At 62.3% G+C, this 15772-nt stretch carries 21 protein-coding genes; 16 read left to right on the top strand and 5 right to left on the bottom strand.

Translation table 11 applies throughout. The features are described 5' to 3' along the window. Window positions 1–177: 177 nt before the first annotated feature. Window positions 178–771, top strand: a complete 594-nt coding sequence (locus ACMHLQ_RS15285; RefSeq protein WP_415401571.1) for a hypothetical protein — start codon at window positions 178–180, stop codon at window positions 769–771. Between the two features lie 51 nt (window positions 772–822). Here ACMHLQ_RS15285 and ACMHLQ_RS15280 read toward each other — a convergent pair whose 3' ends face one another. Then, window positions 823–1347, bottom strand: a complete 525-nt coding sequence (locus tag ACMHLQ_RS15280) for a hypothetical protein (RefSeq protein WP_415401570.1) — start codon at window positions 1345–1347, stop codon at window positions 823–825. 370 nt (window positions 1348–1717) lie between these two features. Between ACMHLQ_RS15280 and ffh the strand changes: the two genes are divergently transcribed. From ffh to bluB, 9 genes are all read left to right on the top strand, one after another. Then, window positions 1718–3217, top strand: coding sequence for a signal recognition particle protein (ffh, locus tag ACMHLQ_RS15275; RefSeq protein ID WP_415401569.1), 1500 nt, complete (start codon window positions 1718–1720; stop codon window positions 3215–3217). Then, entirely contained in the window at window positions 3214–3546 is a 333-nt protein-coding gene (locus ACMHLQ_RS15270) for an NIPSNAP family protein (protein ID WP_415401568.1), read from the top strand. The genes ffh and ACMHLQ_RS15270 overlap by 4 nt, the downstream gene beginning before the upstream one ends. Next, window positions 3543–4055 (top strand): GNAT family N-acetyltransferase, encoded by a 513-nt coding sequence (locus tag ACMHLQ_RS15265; protein WP_415401567.1) that lies wholly within the window; start codon window positions 3543–3545, stop codon window positions 4053–4055. Before ACMHLQ_RS15270 ends, ACMHLQ_RS15265 begins: the two co-directional genes overlap by 4 nt. Beyond that, window positions 4052–4579, top strand: a complete 528-nt coding sequence (locus tag ACMHLQ_RS15260; RefSeq protein ID WP_415401566.1) for a GNAT family N-acetyltransferase — start codon at window positions 4052–4054, stop codon at window positions 4577–4579. Before ACMHLQ_RS15265 ends, ACMHLQ_RS15260 begins: the two co-directional genes overlap by 4 nt. Before the next feature lie 138 nt (window positions 4580–4717). Then, complete coding sequence (locus ACMHLQ_RS15255) at window positions 4718–5284, top strand: GNAT family N-acetyltransferase (RefSeq protein WP_415401565.1); 567 nt, start codon at window positions 4718–4720, stop codon at window positions 5282–5284. Then, window positions 5281–5883, top strand: coding sequence for a GNAT family N-acetyltransferase (locus tag ACMHLQ_RS15250; protein ID WP_415401564.1), 603 nt, complete (start codon window positions 5281–5283; stop codon window positions 5881–5883). The genes ACMHLQ_RS15255 and ACMHLQ_RS15250 overlap by 4 nt, the downstream gene beginning before the upstream one ends. Then, window positions 5876–6172 (top strand): chorismate mutase, encoded by a 297-nt coding sequence (locus tag ACMHLQ_RS15245; RefSeq protein WP_415401563.1) that lies wholly within the window; start codon window positions 5876–5878, stop codon window positions 6170–6172. Before ACMHLQ_RS15250 ends, ACMHLQ_RS15245 begins: the two co-directional genes overlap by 8 nt. Before the next feature lie 80 nt (window positions 6173–6252). Beyond that, window positions 6253–6672 (top strand): 30S ribosomal protein S16, encoded by a 420-nt coding sequence (rpsP, locus tag ACMHLQ_RS15240; protein ID WP_415401562.1) that lies wholly within the window; start codon window positions 6253–6255, stop codon window positions 6670–6672. Window positions 6673–6733: 61 nt separating this feature from the next. Beyond that, the gene (gene bluB, locus ACMHLQ_RS15235) at window positions 6734–7315 is read left to right on the top strand and encodes a 5,6-dimethylbenzimidazole synthase (protein WP_415405293.1); all 582 of its coding nucleotides are present in this window, start codon (window positions 6734–6736) and stop codon (window positions 7313–7315) included. Between the two features lie 48 nt (window positions 7316–7363). On the opposite strand, the gene ACMHLQ_RS15230 is transcribed toward bluB, so the two are convergent. Further along, entirely contained in the window at window positions 7364–7825 is a 462-nt protein-coding gene (locus ACMHLQ_RS15230; RefSeq protein ID WP_415401561.1) for a GNAT family N-acetyltransferase, read from the bottom strand. Between the two features lie 296 nt (window positions 7826–8121). On the opposite strand from ACMHLQ_RS15230, the gene ACMHLQ_RS15225 reads away from it, so the two are divergent. Then, window positions 8122–8259, top strand: coding sequence for a hypothetical protein (locus tag ACMHLQ_RS15225; RefSeq protein ID WP_415401560.1), 138 nt, complete (start codon window positions 8122–8124; stop codon window positions 8257–8259). After that, complete coding sequence (rimM, locus tag ACMHLQ_RS15220) at window positions 8252–8758, top strand: ribosome maturation factor RimM (protein ID WP_415401559.1); 507 nt, start codon at window positions 8252–8254, stop codon at window positions 8756–8758. The genes ACMHLQ_RS15225 and rimM overlap by 8 nt, the downstream gene beginning before the upstream one ends. Here rimM and ACMHLQ_RS15215 read toward each other — a convergent pair. Next, window positions 8755–9711, bottom strand: coding sequence for a phosphotransferase (locus ACMHLQ_RS15215; RefSeq protein WP_415401558.1), 957 nt, complete (start codon window positions 9709–9711; stop codon window positions 8755–8757). The two genes, rimM and ACMHLQ_RS15215, sit on opposite strands and share 4 nt — an antisense overlap. 60 nt (window positions 9712–9771) lie before the next feature. Here ACMHLQ_RS15215 and trmD point away from each other — a divergent pair, with 60 nt between their 5' ends. The 4 genes from trmD to rpmE all read left to right on the top strand — a co-directional run bounded on the left by trmD (window position 9772) and on the right by rpmE (window position 12985). Continuing rightward, window positions 9772–10563, top strand: coding sequence for a tRNA (guanosine(37)-N1)-methyltransferase TrmD (trmD, locus tag ACMHLQ_RS15210; protein WP_415401557.1), 792 nt, complete (start codon window positions 9772–9774; stop codon window positions 10561–10563). A 162-nt stretch (window positions 10564–10725) separates the two neighbouring features. Then, on the top strand, window positions 10726–12141 hold the full coding sequence (locus tag ACMHLQ_RS15205) for a calcium-binding protein (RefSeq protein ID WP_415401556.1): 1416 nt from the start codon (window positions 10726–10728) through the stop codon (window positions 12139–12141). A 239-nt stretch (window positions 12142–12380) separates the two neighbouring features. After that, entirely contained in the window at window positions 12381–12767 is a 387-nt protein-coding gene (rplS, locus tag ACMHLQ_RS15200) for a 50S ribosomal protein L19 (protein ID WP_299146978.1), read from the top strand. Further along, window positions 12764–12985: a 50S ribosomal protein L31 gene (gene rpmE / locus ACMHLQ_RS15195; protein WP_108836092.1), complete on the top strand. Its 222-nt coding sequence runs from the start codon at window positions 12764–12766 to the stop codon at window positions 12983–12985. The genes rplS and rpmE overlap by 4 nt, the downstream gene beginning before the upstream one ends. Before the next feature lie 138 nt (window positions 12986–13123). On the opposite strand, the gene eda is transcribed toward rpmE, so the two are convergent. Both eda and edd read right to left on the bottom strand, forming a co-directional pair. Next, window positions 13124–13768, bottom strand: a complete 645-nt coding sequence (eda, locus tag ACMHLQ_RS15190) for a bifunctional 4-hydroxy-2-oxoglutarate aldolase/2-dehydro-3-deoxy-phosphogluconate aldolase (RefSeq protein ID WP_415401555.1) — start codon at window positions 13766–13768, stop codon at window positions 13124–13126. Between the two features lie 2 nt (window positions 13769–13770). After that, window positions 13771–15564, bottom strand: a complete 1794-nt coding sequence (gene edd, locus ACMHLQ_RS15185; protein WP_415401554.1) for a phosphogluconate dehydratase — start codon at window positions 15562–15564, stop codon at window positions 13771–13773. Window positions 15565–15772: the final 208 nt, after the last annotated feature.

The raw sequence follows: 15772 nt of genomic DNA, 5'->3' as shown, positions 1-15772 counted from the left end.
AATCCGACGGCGTGGCCAAGCGTAAATTTCTATCTGCAAATTCCAGCGACGCGGCTGACATCCCCGGTTTATTCCACCGAAAGTGTAACTCAAGAAAGGCAAACTCGTAAGGGTTGTATGAATTTGCGATTTCAATACACTGCCGTCAGGTCTGAGACAGCGTCGCGAGGCGACAGCATGAGCATACTGATCATCAATGAAACGACAGCCGCCGGGGTGAACTGGAACCTCGGGCGCATCGTCAACGGCAGTTTCGGCACCGTCCTTGCCAGCGGTACGCTGAAGGATGCCGCAGTCGGGAATGTCGCGACATACAATCCCCCATCCTCGTTCAGCGGCTCGGAATTTTATGTGAACTTCTTTGATTCAGCGAGCGGCTACCGCTCGACCCAGCGCACCACCGATCAGTCAGAGGTCAGCTTCGGGCCGACGTCCATGATCTCTACCGGTTCGGGCATATCGCTCCAGACGGACCTAACAAACCTAATCAAGTACACAGTCGTCGGGCAAGCGACCCCGACAACGCCGCGCGCGGTTGTCGCCAGTGGTTTGGTCGGGTCGGGATCACTGACCAATATCGGCCCCTCGACGCTGGGCAGCCACACCTTTTTCGACGTCGCCTTTGAGGGTGTCGGTGCGGGCATATCGACGGATGCCACGGTGACGGTGCAAAAGAAGACACGGATCACGCTTGCGTCCTTTGCCGCAAGCTATGCCATGATCCCCGCACCAAATGTCGGTTCAGGACGGCGCACACCGGCTTGCAGCTGACACGGCATCCGACGTGTCCGCGCGGACAGGATGCAAAGCGCTAACCCCCCGCTACCGAAGGACGGCGTAGACCAGCCCCGCCACGACCAGTGCAAAAATCGCGGCATCTATCCACTTTTGCCGGGTCGAACGATATTCCGGCCACCCTATGCGCTCGCGCCAGGTCTGCGGGCGCATCGACGCGACAACATTTTGATACATGCTTTGCACGTCCTGCGCGGGCAGCCACTCGACCGCAATCACCAGTTGGGGATCAAAGAAAAACCAACCATCCCCCAGTTCGGCACGCACCGTATTCAGGACCTCGATGACTTTGTGCAAATGGGGCACGGAGTCGTCCCAATAGGCGATCGAAATGAAAACGGCGTCATTGTTCATGAACCCGAGATCGACACCGACCGCAGGGTCCATTGCCTCGAACTCGGCAAGCGCTTTGTCGACCAACTGAGCCTGTGCGTCGGACGGCACGTAGGCGTCGTCCTGCACCTCGAGAAAAGCGCTCAACTTCGACCCGATGGAGTTCGGATCGTTCGGAAAGGCCTCACTCTCTCGCAGCAGGAACACATCATAGCTCATGCTATGTGATCTTTTCAGAGGGGGTGCACTGGCACAACGTCACTACGTGTAGTCGGCGCATGGTCGCCTGAAGCGCGCCCCACTAGCGGTGTTTTCGCCGATATGGCGCGAGCCGTGATCCAGCCAACGCGCCCCTCGTCACACCGCGCTGCCGACTCACCCGCCCCACTTGACTCAAACCGCGCACTCCAGTAGCCCACGCGCAACACCCGGAAGCACAGACTTCCGGTCCCTTGGGATGTCCCGGGATCGCCCTCCGTCAGCGCGTTGCGCCCACGGGGGTGCTTTTCGTTTGGGTCTGTTCCTTGGGGACTGCGCCGCCTGCACTTACCTGTCAGGCAAACGTCAACGGTCGAAAGGATGAAGGCCCATGTTTGAAAATCTATCCGAACGCCTCTCCGGTGTCTTCGACCGGCTGACCAAACAGGGTGCACTGTCCGAAGAAGACGTCAAAACCGCCCTGCGCGAGGTGCGCGTGGCGCTACTGGAAGCCGACGTGTCGCTGCCCGTCGCCCGTGACTTCGTCAAGGCAGTGCAGGAACAGGCAACAGGCCAGGCCGTCACTAAATCCGTCACCCCCGGCCAGCAAGTCGTCAAGATCGTGCACGACGCGCTGATCGACACCCTCAAGGGCGAAGGTGACCCCGGCGCTCTGAAAATCGACAGCCCCCCGGCCCCGATCCTGATGGTCGGCTTGCAAGGGGGCGGCAAGACGACAACAACCGCGAAGCTGGCAAAACGGCTGACTGAACGCGATGGCAAGCGCGTGCTGATGGCCTCGCTCGACGTGAACCGCCCGGCGGCGATGGAGCAACTCGCTATCCTCGGCACTCAGATCGGCGTCGACACCCTGCCGATCGTCAAGGGCGAAGACCCGGTTGCCATTGCCAAACGCGCCAAGACGCAAGCATCCATGGGCGGATATGACGTCTATATGCTGGATACGGCGGGCCGTCTGTCTATCGACGAAGAGCTGATGAGCCAGGTCGAGGCCGTGCGCGACGTCGCCAACCCGCGCGAGACGATCCTGGTGGTCGATGGCCTGACCGGTCAGGACGCGGTGAATACGGCGCAGAACTTTGACGACCGCATCGGCATCTCTGGTGTGGTCCTGACGCGGATGGACGGCGACGGGCGCGGCGGTGCCGCCCTGTCGATGCGCGCCGTCACCGGCAAGCCGATCAAGTTCGTCGGCCTGGGCGAAAAGATGGACGCGCTCGAAACATTCGAGCCGGAACGCATCGCGGGCCGCATCCTCGGCATGGGCGACATCGTTTCCCTCGTCGAAAAGGCGCAGGAAACCATCGAGGCCGAACAGGCCGAAAAGATGATGCGCCGCATGGCCAAGGGTCAGTTCAACATGAACGACCTGCGCATGCAACTGGAACAGATGCTCAAGATGGGCGGGATGGAAGGCATGATGGGCATGATGCCCGGCATGGGCAAGATGGCCAAACAGGTGCAGGACGCCGGTTTCGACGACAAGATCCTGAAACAGCAAATCGCCATGATCCAGTCCATGACGAAAAAGGAACGTGCCGCGCCGCAAATCCTGCAGGCCAGCCGCAAGAAACGCATCGCGCGCGGCTCGGGCATGGAGGTCAGCGACCTCAACAAACTGCTCAAGATGCACCGCCAGATGTCGGACATGATGAAAAAGCTCGGCAAAGGCAAAGGCGGCATGATGAAAAAGGCGCTTGGCGCCATGATGGGTGGCAAGGGCGGCATGCCCGGTATGGAGGGCATGGACCTCAAGCAACTGGAAGCCGCGGCCAAGCAGATGGGCAGCAAGATGCCCGGGGGCATGCCCGGCCTGGGTGGCGGCATGGCCCTGCCTCCCGGCTTGTCGGGATTCGGCAAAAAGAAATGATCACCGCGCTGATCACATATGTGATCGACCCGGGCCGGGTCGATGCGTTCGAGGTCTACGCACGTGCGTGGATTCACCTCGTGAACCGCATGGGCGGCACCCATCACGGCTATTTCCTGCCTTCCGAAGGGGCCAACAACAAAGCGTGGGCGATGTTCTCCTTCCCCTCGCTCGCCGCTTACGAGGCCTACCGCACAGAAATGGCACAGGACGGGGAATGCCAGCGGGCCTACCAGCATGCCCAAGATACCGGCTGCATCCTCAGCTTTGATCGCACCTTCACCCGCCCCGTCCTTGACGGCGCCTCGGTTGAGGAGTTGGGCCTGTGATCCCCACTGTCACCACCGACCGGCTGGTCCTGCGCGGCGCGCAGCGCGACGACTTTGATGCCTTCGCCGACATGCTCGCATCTGATCGTTCGTCGTTCATGGGTGGCCCGTTTGACCGCGATGCCGCATGGCAGCTCTTTTCCATGAACCTCGCCAGTTGGCCGCTCGACGGGTTTGGCGCATGGATAATCACGGACCGCGACACCGGCACCTTCATGGGGGACGTGGGCATCACCCACCCGATCCGCTTTCCCGAACCCGAACTCGGCTGGACGCTGACGCAGGATGCCGAAGGCAAAGGCTATGCGTTTGAGGCCGCGACCGCAGCACGCGACTGGTACTGGGCCAACACCGACGCCCAAAGCGTCGTCAGCTACGTCACCCCCGGCAATGCACGGTCCGAGGCACTGGCCCGGAAACTTGGCGCAACACAGGATGCAAACGCCCCGCTGCCCGGCGGCGAAACGCCCGAAGAAACAGTCGTCTACCGGCACCGGAGGGGCACATGATCACCCTCACCGGCACCCCCACGCTCGAGACCGAGCGGCTGCACCTGCGCGCACCCCGTCCCGCTGATGCGCCAACTTACATGGCCTTCTACGGCACGGACCGGTCGCAATTCACCGGCGGCCCCATGACCGAACGGCAGGCGTGGAACTTCTTTGGCACACAGTTCGGCCACTGGGCGATCCACGGCTTTGGCATGTTCATCGTGACCTACAAGGGCGAGGACACACCGCTGGGCATTGTCGGGCACTGGTATCCCCATGGCTGGCCGGAAAAGGAAGTTGGCTGGGTCCTCTTTGACAGCGCACACGAGGGCAAGGGCATCGCATTCGAGGCTGCACAAGCCTGCATTGACCACGCCTGGACCACCCTGAAATGGGACACGATTGTCAGCTACATCGCCCATGGCAACGACGCCTCTGTTGCGCTGGCCAAACGGCTGGGCGCAACGCTGGACGAAACCGCAATCCAGCCCAAGCCCGACACGCCCGGTTACGTCTATCGGCACCGCAAGGGGGCAATATGATCCCTTCTCTGTTCCGGGAAAATCCCCCCGGAGGGCCGACCACCACCCCGCGCGTGGCCGGATTAAACGGGCTCACGGTGCCACAAGCGCCAGTATCGTGTCGCGCGCATGCGCGTCCTTGTGGTTGGGGCTGCGCGCATGAGTTTTGCCTGCGAAACACCCCGCAACGGCGCCGCCGCGCTGTTCGCTGTCGCGCTGCAGGGTCACTTGCCGACCCTCGCGACCAAGCGGCTGCTGCTGCGCGCGCCGCGCGTCACCGATTTCGACACCTATGCCCAGATCGCCTGCACTTCACGCGGCGCCCATCTTGGCGGGCCGATGGGGCGCGAAGACGCCTGGCTCGACTTTTCGCAAATGACATCGACCTGGCTGCTGCACGGCCACGGGCTCTGGACCATCGGCCATGCCGGGGACATCGTAGGCTTTGTCGTGCTGGGCTTTGAGCCGGGTGATCAGGAACCCGAACTCGGCTTCATGCTGACCAGACAGGCCGAGGGGCGCGGCATCGCGTTCGAGGCCGCCAGCGCCGCGCTGAGCCACGCCTTTGACACGCTCGGCTGGGCCACCCTGGTCAGCTACATCGCGCCTGACAATGCACGCTCTATCGCGTTGGCCCGCCGCCTTGGCGGCCTGCCCGATGGCGACATCACCGACGATGGCGAGACAACGCTGATCTACCGCTACACGCGTGAGGTGCTGCAATGAGCCACCCCGTGATTCCTGTCATCGAAACCGGGCGGCTGTCTCTGCGCGGCCCCGAGCCCGAGGATTACCCGAACTTCAAGGCCACTTTCGCCTCCTACCGCTCGCGCTTCATGGGCGGGCCGCTGAACCCGTACGAGGCGTGGATGCTTTATGCGGCCGAGATCGGGCATTGGGAAATCCGCGGCTTTGGCATGTGGATGATCCACGACAAGGACAGCGACGAAACCTATGGCATGGCCGGCGGCTGGCAGCCCGCAGGCTGGCCCGAACGCGAGATTGCCTGGATCATCTGGCCCGACAAGTCGGGCAAGGGCTACGCGCTCGAGGCGACGCATGCAGTGCGCAAGCACTACTATGCCAATGGTTGGGATGGGGCGGTCAGCTATATCGACCCCAAGAACCTCGACAGCATCCGGCTGGCCGAACGGCTGGGCGCGACCAAGGATGCGACCGCCCAGACCATCGACGGCTCTGACGCCGTCTACCGCCACCCCTCGCCAGCGGCGCTGAGCGAAAGCCAGCTGGCCCACGGGATCGAAATGGAAATCGGCCACTACGCCGATCCAATGTTCAAACCGAAAGGATGGGCGCTTGACTGATGCCATTTCCAAGGCCGCCGACGTGCTGGCCGAACACCGCAGCAGCATCGACCGCCTCGATGCGATCCTCGTCTACACGCTGGGCGAGCGGTTCAAACACACCCAGGCCGTGGGGAAACTCAAGGCCGAACACGACCTTCCTCCGTCCGATCCCACCCGCGAAGCGGCGCAGATCGCACGCCTAGAAGATTTGGCAAACCGGGCCGACCTGGACCCCGAATTTGCCAAGAAGTTCCTGAACTTCATCATCGCTGAAGTCATTCAGCACCACCGCAACTACCAGAAATAGCGCGCTACCTGCGCGACAAACACCAATCGTAACGTGGGCAAGCTGCCCACCATCAAACTGAAAAACAAAGGAAATACATCATGGCTATGAAAATTCGCCTCGCCCGTGGCGGCTCCAAGAAGCGCCCCTTTTATCGCATCGTTGCGGCCGACAGCCGTATGCCCCGCGATGGCCGCTACATCGAAAAGCTGGGCACATATAACCCCCTCCTGCCCAAGGACAGCGAAGAGCGCGTGAAAATGAACATGGAGCGCGTCCAGTACTGGTTGGGCGAGGGCGCACAGCCCACCGACCGTATCTCGCGCATGCTCGAAGCTGCCGGTGTTCTGGAAAAGAAAGAGCGCGCCAACATGAAAAAAGGCGAGCCCGGTGCCAAGGCCAAGGAACGCGCAGAAGAGAAAGCCGCCAAGGTGGCCGCCGCTGCCGAAGCCGCAGCCGCCCCTGCCGAAGAAGAGGCACCGGCCGCTGAAGAGGCACCTGCTGAAGAAACAGCAGAGTAAACAGGGAGGTGTGGCTGTGGATGCCTTCTCGCAAGACTTCCGCAACCAGCTTCTGGATTTGATGGCGTGGCGGCGCGATGTGCGCCACTTTCGCACCGATCCCGTGGACGAGGCAGTGCTGATGCGCTGCCTCTCTGCGTTTCGGCTGGCCCCGTCTGTGGGCCTGTCGGAACCCTGGCGCATTGTACGGGTGCAAAGCACCTCGGCCCGCAGCGCCGCTTATGACAACTACAAGACGGCCAATGCCGACGCACTTGCCGGGTATCAGGGCGAACAGGCTGCAAGTTACAGCCAGCTCAAACTGTCAGGCATGGCGCAAGCCCCTGAACATGTGGCCATTTTCTGTGATGACGCAACCACGCAAGGGCACGGGCTAGGTGCCGCGACCATGCCCGAGATGCGCCGCTATTCCGTGGTTGGGGCGATCACGCTGATGTGGCTGACGGCCCGGGCCGAAGGGCTGGGCATGGGTTGGGTGTCGATCCTTGACCCTGAGCAGCTTACCCGCGACCTCGATGTGCCATCAGGCTGGACGCTGGTGGCCTATCTCTGCATCGGTTGGCCGGAAGCACACTCCGACACGCCCGAACTCGAACGCACCGGTTGGGAACACAGGCACGATCTGATCATCGAAAACCGGTAGCGGTGCACAGGTATGGGCAGACATCGTCCGCCCATACCATACCAGCCGTCAGGCCAGTGTTTTCACAAACGTCACCTTGTCTTCCTCCGGCCCAAAGAACGCGGGGATCGTCGCGACGTGAGTATACCCCCGCGCGGCATAGAAGCGCCGCGCACGATCCTGATCCGGCGTTTGCGTCGTGTCGATGATCAGCAACCGGGCACCACCCAGCGCGGTCTCGACCGCGCTCAGCAATGCAGTGCCCGCACCTGTGCCGTGCACATCAGGCGTGGTGGCGATGGCACGCAGGCTCCAGGTCCGGTCCGTCATCGCCTCGGGTTGGGCAAAGGCAAATCCGACAGGCATCTCGTCGCGCAAGACCACACGCCAGATGTCATCGCCCAGCCCTGCGAGGAAGGGGGCGATCATGTCGCCCATCATGTCACCAGGAAACAGGGTTTCCTCAGCTATAGCAGCCAGAAAGGGGATGTCGGTGTCACGCGCTGCACGTGTGTGATAGAGGTCTGGCATTGGCCATCCTTTTGATAAATCAGACTTTCAGGGTTCACTTCGGCGGCTGGCCGAGTTGTGTTGCGGGCACGAAAACGGGCACCGCCAGCGCGGCATCCCATGATCTGCAAGGCTGCACCCAAACGGGCCAGCAGGGCATGTGCCCAATTACACCGACATAAAATCTCCATCCCGCACCCCATGGTGCGGATGCCGTCAACTTAGTGCGGCCGCCCGGCATCCCACAAGCACACTCTGGACAAACCTGCCCACGCTGGCGCAAATGCATCAGTCTGTATCTGCCCAGAAAGGTGCCCATGTTCGGCCTGATCCGCACTGCCATCCTGCTTTGCCTCGCCTTTGTCGGCGGGCTGTTGTTCGAACGCAGTCAGGCGGCGGACGCCTGCGTCGGCTCGGGTGGCATCATGCGTGACGGAGTGTGCTGGAATGAGTGAGGCGTTGATCTGTGTGGGTGTCATCAGCGGTGCCTATGGCGTGCACGGCGAAGTGCGGATCAAGTCCTTCTGCGCTCAGCCCGACGACATCGAAACCTATAGCCCGCTGACCACCGAAGATGGCAAGCGCAGCTTTGCGCTCGCCCTGATCCGGCCCATGAAAAATGGCTTTGTCGCGCGCATTGCCGAGGTTGCGACCAAGGAACAGGCCGATGCGCTGAAGGGCACGCAGTTGTTTGCGCGGCGTGACCAACTGCCCTCTCTTCCGGACGATGAATACTACTACTCCGACCTGGTGGGGCTTGAGGTGTTTGACACGGGCGGCGCGTCGCTTGGCCATGTAAAATCAGTGCAGAACCACGGCGCGAGTGATCTGTTGGAGGTGCATACCGCCGCCACAACAGCCACCGTGCTGCTGCCTTTTACCCGCGCGGCAGTGCCCACGGTTGACCTTGCCGCAGGCCGCATCGTCGCCGACCCACCCGAGGGCCTGTTTTAACGGCCTCCTTCCCCTTCAAACAGAATCTGCTGGGCAGCGTCCCTGACACGCCGCCAGACATGCGCCTTGCGCCCGACTCGATCGATCGCCCGCGCAGGCGTGCGCGCCCAGATCTGCAACAGCCGCAGCGCGATGAAAAAGCGCAGCATGTCGCGATCCACCACATCCGCGCCCAGCCCATCCGCGAACGCCGTCATCACATCGTTGGTCAAAGGCATGCCCGTCGGTGCCCAGATGATACAGTCGCACAGCACCATGGCCGCGTCGCGACAGACCGGGTGCAGGCCTTCATTCTCGAAATCAATGCCGGTCATCACCTGACCGTCCCACATCAGGTTGCCCAGTTTCAGATCCCCGTGGATCACGGCACGATGGACCGGGGCATCGTGCAACTGATCGGCCACTTGGCCGAGCGCAGTGCGGCAAGCCGCAAACCGAGAAGTCGCAGGGACACCCTTGGCCGCCATTTGATCAAGCCGCCGCAGCATCCACGCGCCGTTGAAAGGCACGTGATCGGTGTCGCCCCGCCTGTGCAGCGCCGCCATCCAACGACCCACATGGGGCACTATGTCAGGCACCCAAACCTGCCCGTCTGACACCGCGTCCTGCAACGTTACTCCGTTGACCCAAGACAACAGCAACGCGCCAGATGCAGGATCAAAGGCCAGAACTTCGGGGGCGGCATATCCGGGTAGGTCAGCCAACGCGCGCGCAGCAGATCGATGCGCTTCTGCCATCCTTTGCGCAGCCTCTGTCTCGCCATTCACGCGGAACTTGAGGATGACACGGTCCTCGCCCGCCTCGGCAAGAGCCACGACGCGCATCCTGCCTTCGGCTTCGGCGCGGGCAGACAGAGCGGACAAACGATAATCCGCAGCCAACCGCCCCGCGATCCGGGCCAAGTGGGGCCAAGCCGCCTGCGCCGCGGCCAATGCCTGCGTTTTGGTGTTCACGTCTCGCCCCCTGGCAACTCGGCGGTTCCCTGTCTCGTGATCCTACAGTATCACCCGCGCATGACTGCACCATCCAAATCCCACGGTCGCAAGGCGATCCGCCCGACGCTCAAACCCGCATCGCTGATGGACGAGGCGCCCAATCTGGTCGGCGTCTGGCAAGCGCGCGTGGTGACCCTGTTCCCCGAAACATTTCCCGGTGTGCTGGGCGCATCGCTGACGGGCAAGGCACTGCAGGACAGCAAATGGCAGCTCCACACCCATGACCTGCGCGCCCACGGTGTCGGCAAACACCGCAACGTCGATGACACACCTGCAGGGGGTGGCGCGGGCATGGTACTGCGCGCCGACGTGGTAAGCGCGGCTCTGGCCGAGGCACAGGGCCATGCAAGCGGACGCTGGCCCATCCTGTACATGTCCCCGCGGGGACGGCGTTTTGATCAGGCGATGGCCCGCGATCTGGCGCGCTGCGACGGTGTGACGATGCTGTGTGGCCGGTTCGAAGGCGTGGACGAACGGGCGCTGGAACATTGGGGTGTGACCGAAGTGTCTTTGGGCGATTTTGTCATGACTGGGGGTGAGATTGCTGCGCAGGCGATGCTGGATGCGACCGTGCGATTGCTGCCGGGTGTGCTGGGCAATGCCGAAAGCGCGGTCGAGGAAAGCCATTCCAGCGGGCTGCTGGAACATCCGCAATACACCCGCCCCGCCACATGGGAAGGGCGCGACATCCCCGAGGTTCTGATGTCCGGCAACCACGGTAAAATTGCCGCGTGGCGGCAGGCGCAGGCCGAGGCGCTGACAAAGGCGCGGCGTCCTGACCTGTGGGCCGCGCATTCAAAAAAACCGTAATCGCACCACTGTTGCGCGAACAGAAACAATATCCATTCCAAATCGCTGTCACCTTGGCCGAGCACCTGGATTTCCTGGTCGTTTCGGAAAAACCATTACCATTCCGATCAACGAAGGGTAGAGTAAAGCAAGGGAAAAGCGGAAGACCTGGGGACGTAACGAATGCTATATCTGCTGGCCATGTTGGGCCTCGCCGGAGGGTCTGCCTTCATTGGCAGCCCGGGCGATGATGAAATCGTCGGAACACAAGATGCTGACATCGTGAACGGCGGTGAGGGCGACGATTTGGTCAAAGGCCAGCGCGGCAATGATGATCTGTCCGGCGGCGAAGGCTTTGACACGTTGCAGGGCGGTTGGGGCAATGACACGCTGAACGGCGACGACGGAAGCGACGAATTGCGCGGCGCACGCAACAACGACCTGTTGATCGGGGGCGAAGGGTTCGACACCGTTTTCGGGGACATGGGACAGGACACCCTGGACGGCGGCTCCGGGAATGACTGGCTGGACGGTGGCCAGGGGCGCGACGCCATAGACGGTGGTACCGGCAACGACACGATTTCCGGGGCGTCTGGCAACGACCTTGCACATGGCGGTGACGGCGGTGATGTCGTGAACGGGGTGAACGGTCACGACACGCTGTTCGGAGATGACGGCGATGACACGGTGTCGGGCGGTCAGGGCAATGACTCGCTTTCAGGCGGCAACGGCGATGATCGCATCAACGGGGGCGACGGCAACGACATTCTCAAGGGTAATGTTGGCTTTGACACGCTGGATGGCGAAGACGGCAATGACACTTTGCGCGGTGGTGCCTTCAATGACAGGCTGTCCGGCGGCACCGGTGACGACCACCTGAGCGGCGGCGAGGATCAAGACGTGCTGAGCGGGGAAGACGGCAATGACACACTGATCGGGGGCGACGATGCGGACACTCTCCGAGGCGGCAGCGGCGACGATGTGCTCGTCGCTGCAGATGTCGGGCGCCTGGCCGAGCCATCACCGACAGGCGGCCTGCCCATTGGCCTCGACTCCTTGGACGGATCTATTGGTGACGACACACTTGTGGCGTCTGATCACGACATTGCCCGTGGGGGCGACGGTGCCGACCTGTTTGTCGTGGCACATTCTTCGAACAACGCCGATGTGGTCACCGAGGAATCCGCATTTTTCAACGGCAACGAAGCGTCGATCCGCGATTTCGAGCCGGAGCGCGATCAGCTCGCCATTTTGCATACGGATCAAATAGCCACGCGCATCACATTCAACGTACCGGACTCCACCGACGCTGACGGGTACAGCATCAGCAACGTGTTTCAGATCGTCGTGAACGGCGAGGAAGTGACGGACGTGCGTTTCGAAGACTCCCGCTACGCTGCGTTGGGGCAGGACGGCGAAACCGGTCGCATCGATGTTTATAACCGCCAGGAATGGCAGGCCTTGCTCGCCCAGAACGCGCAGGACCCGGATTTTGATCGCAACCCCGGTGCACATCTGGACGAGATCGAGTCTTTTGCGATTTCGGTTGAGGACATCGCCGTTCTGGACCTGAGCGACTATGACGCCATGGTTGCCTGACCCGGCTCTTGACCCACTTCGCAGCCCCGCATATACGGCCCGAGTTCGGATTTGCTTTTGTGGATTCGGACGGTTTGGCGCGTGGTGCCTTCTTCGGCGCATCCATCACCCGCCAAACGATTGGAATGAATGACGACCTGATCTCTGGCGGGCACTGCGGTGGACCCGATGAAGACCAAGAGCTCTGAGGCGCGCACAACTTCGTGGGACAAACCACGAGCATCATAGGAGTTACGTCAATGGACGTGATCGCACAGATCGAGGCGGAGCAAATTGCCGCCCTCGGGGCAGACATCCCCGATTTCAAGGCCGGAGACACCATCCGCGTCGGCTTTAAGGTGACCGAGGGTACGCGTACCCGGGTCCAGAACTACGAAGGCGTCTGCATCGCGCGCAACAACGGCCACGGCATTGCCGGTTCGTTTACCGTGCGCAAGATTTCCTTTGGCGAGGGCGTAGAGCGTGTGTTCCCCCTCTACTCGACCAACATCGACAGCATCACCGTGGTCCGCCGCGGTCGCGTGCGTCGCGCCAAGCTGTATTACCTGCGTTCGCGCCGCGGCAAGTCCGCCCGTATCGCAGAAGTTACAAACTACAAACCCAAGTCCGAAGGAGCCAAGGCATGAAGGCCGATACGCATCCCGACTACCACATGATCAACGTCAAAATGACCGACGGCACGATCGTGGAAATGAAATCGACATGGGGCAAGGAAGGCGACCAGCTGTCGCTCGACATCGACCCCTCCGTGCACCCGGCATGGACAGGCGGCACATCGCGCCTGATGGACACCGGCGGCCGCGTGTCCAAGTTCAAGAACAAGTATGCAGGTCTGGGCTTCTAAGCCGTTTTCTTTGCGTGACAAATCAAAGGCCGCTCAATCCAGAGCGGCCTTTTTTCGTTTGGTGGAGCGCCTTGGGGGCCAGCCCCCAAACCCCCGGGATTTTCTTGGAACAGAGAAAGGGACCGCTGGGCCTTTGGATCAGCGCGGAAGCTGGGCGGCCTCTTTGGCCAGCGCTTCGATCCCGGCCCAGTCACCTGCCATCACCTTGTCCTTGGGCGCCACCCAGCTGCCGCCTGCACAGACCACGTTTGGCAGGCTGAGGTAGCTGTCGGCATTGGACGGGCTGACGCCGCCCGTGGGACAGAACGAAATCTGCGGCAGGGGCGCGCCGATTGCTTTCAGTGCTGGTGCGCCGCCGGACGCTTCGGCGGGAAAGAATTTCAGCATATCATAGCCGCGCTCATAAAGCGCCATCGCCTCGGATGCTGTGGCGGCACCGGGCAGCAATGGCAGCCCTTCGGCCTCGCAAGCGGCGATCAGTGCGTCGGTGGCACCGGGAGACACGCCAAACTGCGCGCCCGCCTCTTTGGCGCACCGGACATCTTCGGGCGTGACCAATGTGCCAGCGCCCACAACGCCGCCTTCAACCTCGGCCATGGCCGCGATCACATCGAGCGCCGCGGGCGTGCGCAACGTGACCTCAAGCGCGGGCAGCCCACCGGCCACCAACGCTTCGGCGAGGGGCCTTGCGTGGGCCACGTCGTCGACCACGAGCACGGGAATGATGGGGGCAAGGTCGCAGATTTCCTTGGCGCGGACAGAAGCCGCCTTGGCAGTCAGCATAGTCAAAAGTCTCCAAAAACAGTTGCGCCAGTATTGGCAGACCCGACGGTGTTGCGAAAGGCCGTGAACATGTCGCGGCCCACGCCCCACTGATTGTCCGACAGATCGGCCGTGGCATGGGGGCGCATCTGTACCCCTTCGGTCAGCACCTCGAGCACGCCAGCCTCGGCATCCACGCGGATGATGTCGCCATCCTGCACCTGCGCGATGACACCGCCATCCAGCGCTTCGGGGCAGACATGGATGGCCGAAGGCACCTTGCCCGACGCGCCCGACATGCGCCCATCCGTCACCAGCGCCACCTTTTGGCCCCGCCCCTGAAGGATGCCCAGCAGCGGTGTCAGGCTGTGAAGCTCGGGCATGCCATTGGCCTTGGGGCCCTGGAAACGCACGACAATGATCACGTCGCCCTCGAACTCGCCCGCCTTGAACGCCGCCTTGACCGCGTCCTGATCGTGAAACACGCGGGCCGGTGCCTCGACCACCCGATGCTCGGGTGCGACGGCCGAGATTTTCATGACACCCGTGCCCACGTTCCCGACCAAACGGCTGAGGCCGCCGGTCTCTTGAAAAGGTTCTGTCGCAGGACGCAGGATACCAGTGTTCAGGCTCTCGCCCGTGCCTTTGGACCAGTTCAACTCGCCATCCACCAGCTTGGGCTCGTGGGTATAGTTTTCCAGCCCCTCACCGGCGACGGTGCGCGTGTCGTCATGCAGCAGGCCCGCATTCAGCAACTGCCCGATCATGAAGCCCAAACCGCCTGCCGCGTGGAATTGGTTCACATCCGCCAGACCGTTGGGATAGACGCGCGCCAGCAGCGGCGTGATCTCGGACAGATCGCAGAAATCCTCCCAATCGAGCACGATGCCACCGGCCCGCGCCATGGCGATCAGGTGGATCAGGAGGTTGGTGGACCCGCCCGTGGCATTGAGACCCACGATGCCATTCACGAACGCCTTTTCATCCAACACATCGCAGACCGGCGTGTAGTGGTTGCCCAAGGCGGACAAGGACAGCGCGCGTTTCGCCCCCTCGACCGTCAGCGCATCGCGCAGATCGGTGTTGGGGTTCACGAAGGACGCACCGGGCAGGTGCAGCCCCATGAACTCCATCAGCATCTGGTTGGTGTTGGCGGTGCCATAGAACGTGCAGGTGCCCGGGCCGTGATAGGCGGCCATCTCGGCCTTGAGCAGTTCCTCGCGCGTCGCCTCACCGGCAGCAAAGCGCTGGCGCACCTTGGCCTTTTCGTCATTGGGCAGGCCGCTGGTCATGGGCCCTGCAGGCAGAAAGACAGCAGGCAAATGGCCAAAGGACTGCGCGGCGATGATCAGGCCCGGCACGATCTTGTCGCAGACCCCCAGGAAGACTGCGGCGTCAAACGTGTTGTGGCTGAGCGCCACGCCTGTGGCGAGGGCGATCACATCACGGGAAAACAGGCTCAGCTCCATCCCTGCCTCGCCCTGCGTTACGCCATCACACATGGCGGGCACACCACCTGCAACCTGCGCGGTGCCGCCAGCGGCGCGTACCGCGTCGCGGATGAGCGTGGGGTACCGTTCGAACGGCTGGTGGGCGGACAGCATGTCGTTATAGGCGGTCACGATCCCGAGGTTGCCTGTCGAGGCTTCGGCCAGGCGATCCTGATCGTCGCCCGCTGCGGCAAAGGCGTGGGCCTGACCGCTGCACGACAGGTGTGCCCGTGCCGGGCCGTCGGATTTCGCCTTGGCCATGCGATCCAGATAGCGGCGGCGGGTTGGCTCACTGCGTTCAATCACGCGCTCGGTCACGCGCTGCATTGTCGGGTGTAGGGGCATCATGCTCTCCCATGTCCTCATTTTCGGTTGCGCGCAGTATATCACAAGAGAACTGATAGCGCTAACAGGAACCGCCCTGAGTCTGCCGTGCCACGGTGCCGCAGGAAAAGGGCGAACGCCGCTTTCCAAGGCCAAGGACACAACATATAGTGTGCAGAAATCCGCTGAGCGGATGTGCGGTAAGGGGACA

Origin of the sequence: Tateyamaria algicola, assembly GCF_047715485.1 — a bacterium.
In the GTDB taxonomy this organism is placed as follows: domain Bacteria; phylum Pseudomonadota; class Alphaproteobacteria; order Rhodobacterales; family Rhodobacteraceae; genus Tateyamaria.
Note: the sequence above shows the minus strand (reverse complement) of the source record. Positions and strands in the feature narration are given on the sequence as shown.

Bases quoted from the DNA above. Each gene is read 5' to 3' on its own strand.
- ACMHLQ_RS15230 (WP_415401561.1), bottom strand. From the start codon at position 7,825: ATGCCAGACCTCTATCACACACGTGCAGCGCGTGACACCGACATCCCC.
- edd (WP_415401554.1), bottom strand. From the start codon at position 15,564: ATGCAGCGCGTGACCGAGCGCGTGATTGAACGCAGTGAGCCAACCCGC.
- ACMHLQ_RS15280 (WP_415401570.1), bottom strand. From the start codon at position 1,347: ATGAGCTATGATGTGTTCCTGCTGCGAGAGAGTGAGGCCTTTCCGAAC.
- bluB (WP_415405293.1), top strand. From the start codon at position 6,734: ATGGCGTGGCGGCGCGATGTGCGCCACTTTCGCACCGATCCCGTGGAC.
- ACMHLQ_RS15255 (WP_415401565.1), top strand. From the start codon at position 4,718: ATGAGTTTTGCCTGCGAAACACCCCGCAACGGCGCCGCCGCGCTGTTC.
- eda (WP_415401555.1), bottom strand. From the start codon at position 13,768: ATGCTGACTGCCAAGGCGGCTTCTGTCCGCGCCAAGGAAATCTGCGAC.
- ACMHLQ_RS15270 (WP_415401568.1), top strand. From the start codon at position 3,214: ATGATCACCGCGCTGATCACATATGTGATCGACCCGGGCCGGGTCGAT.
- ACMHLQ_RS15205 (WP_415401556.1), top strand. From the start codon at position 10,726: ATGCTATATCTGCTGGCCATGTTGGGCCTCGCCGGAGGGTCTGCCTTC.
- ACMHLQ_RS15285 (WP_415401571.1), top strand. From the start codon at position 178: ATGAGCATACTGATCATCAATGAAACGACAGCCGCCGGGGTGAACTGG.
- ACMHLQ_RS15250 (WP_415401564.1), top strand. From the start codon at position 5,281: ATGAGCCACCCCGTGATTCCTGTCATCGAAACCGGGCGGCTGTCTCTG.
- rpmE (WP_108836092.1), top strand. From the start codon at position 12,764: ATGAAGGCCGATACGCATCCCGACTACCACATGATCAACGTCAAAATG.
- ACMHLQ_RS15260 (WP_415401566.1), top strand. From the start codon at position 4,052: ATGATCACCCTCACCGGCACCCCCACGCTCGAGACCGAGCGGCTGCAC.
- ACMHLQ_RS15225 (WP_415401560.1), top strand. From the start codon at position 8,122: ATGTTCGGCCTGATCCGCACTGCCATCCTGCTTTGCCTCGCCTTTGTC.
- rimM (WP_415401559.1), top strand. From the start codon at position 8,252: ATGAGTGAGGCGTTGATCTGTGTGGGTGTCATCAGCGGTGCCTATGGC.
- trmD (WP_415401557.1), top strand. From the start codon at position 9,772: ATGACTGCACCATCCAAATCCCACGGTCGCAAGGCGATCCGCCCGACG.
- rpsP (WP_415401562.1), top strand. From the start codon at position 6,253: ATGGCTATGAAAATTCGCCTCGCCCGTGGCGGCTCCAAGAAGCGCCCC.
- rplS (WP_299146978.1), top strand. From the start codon at position 12,381: ATGGACGTGATCGCACAGATCGAGGCGGAGCAAATTGCCGCCCTCGGG.
- ffh (WP_415401569.1), top strand. From the start codon at position 1,718: ATGTTTGAAAATCTATCCGAACGCCTCTCCGGTGTCTTCGACCGGCTG.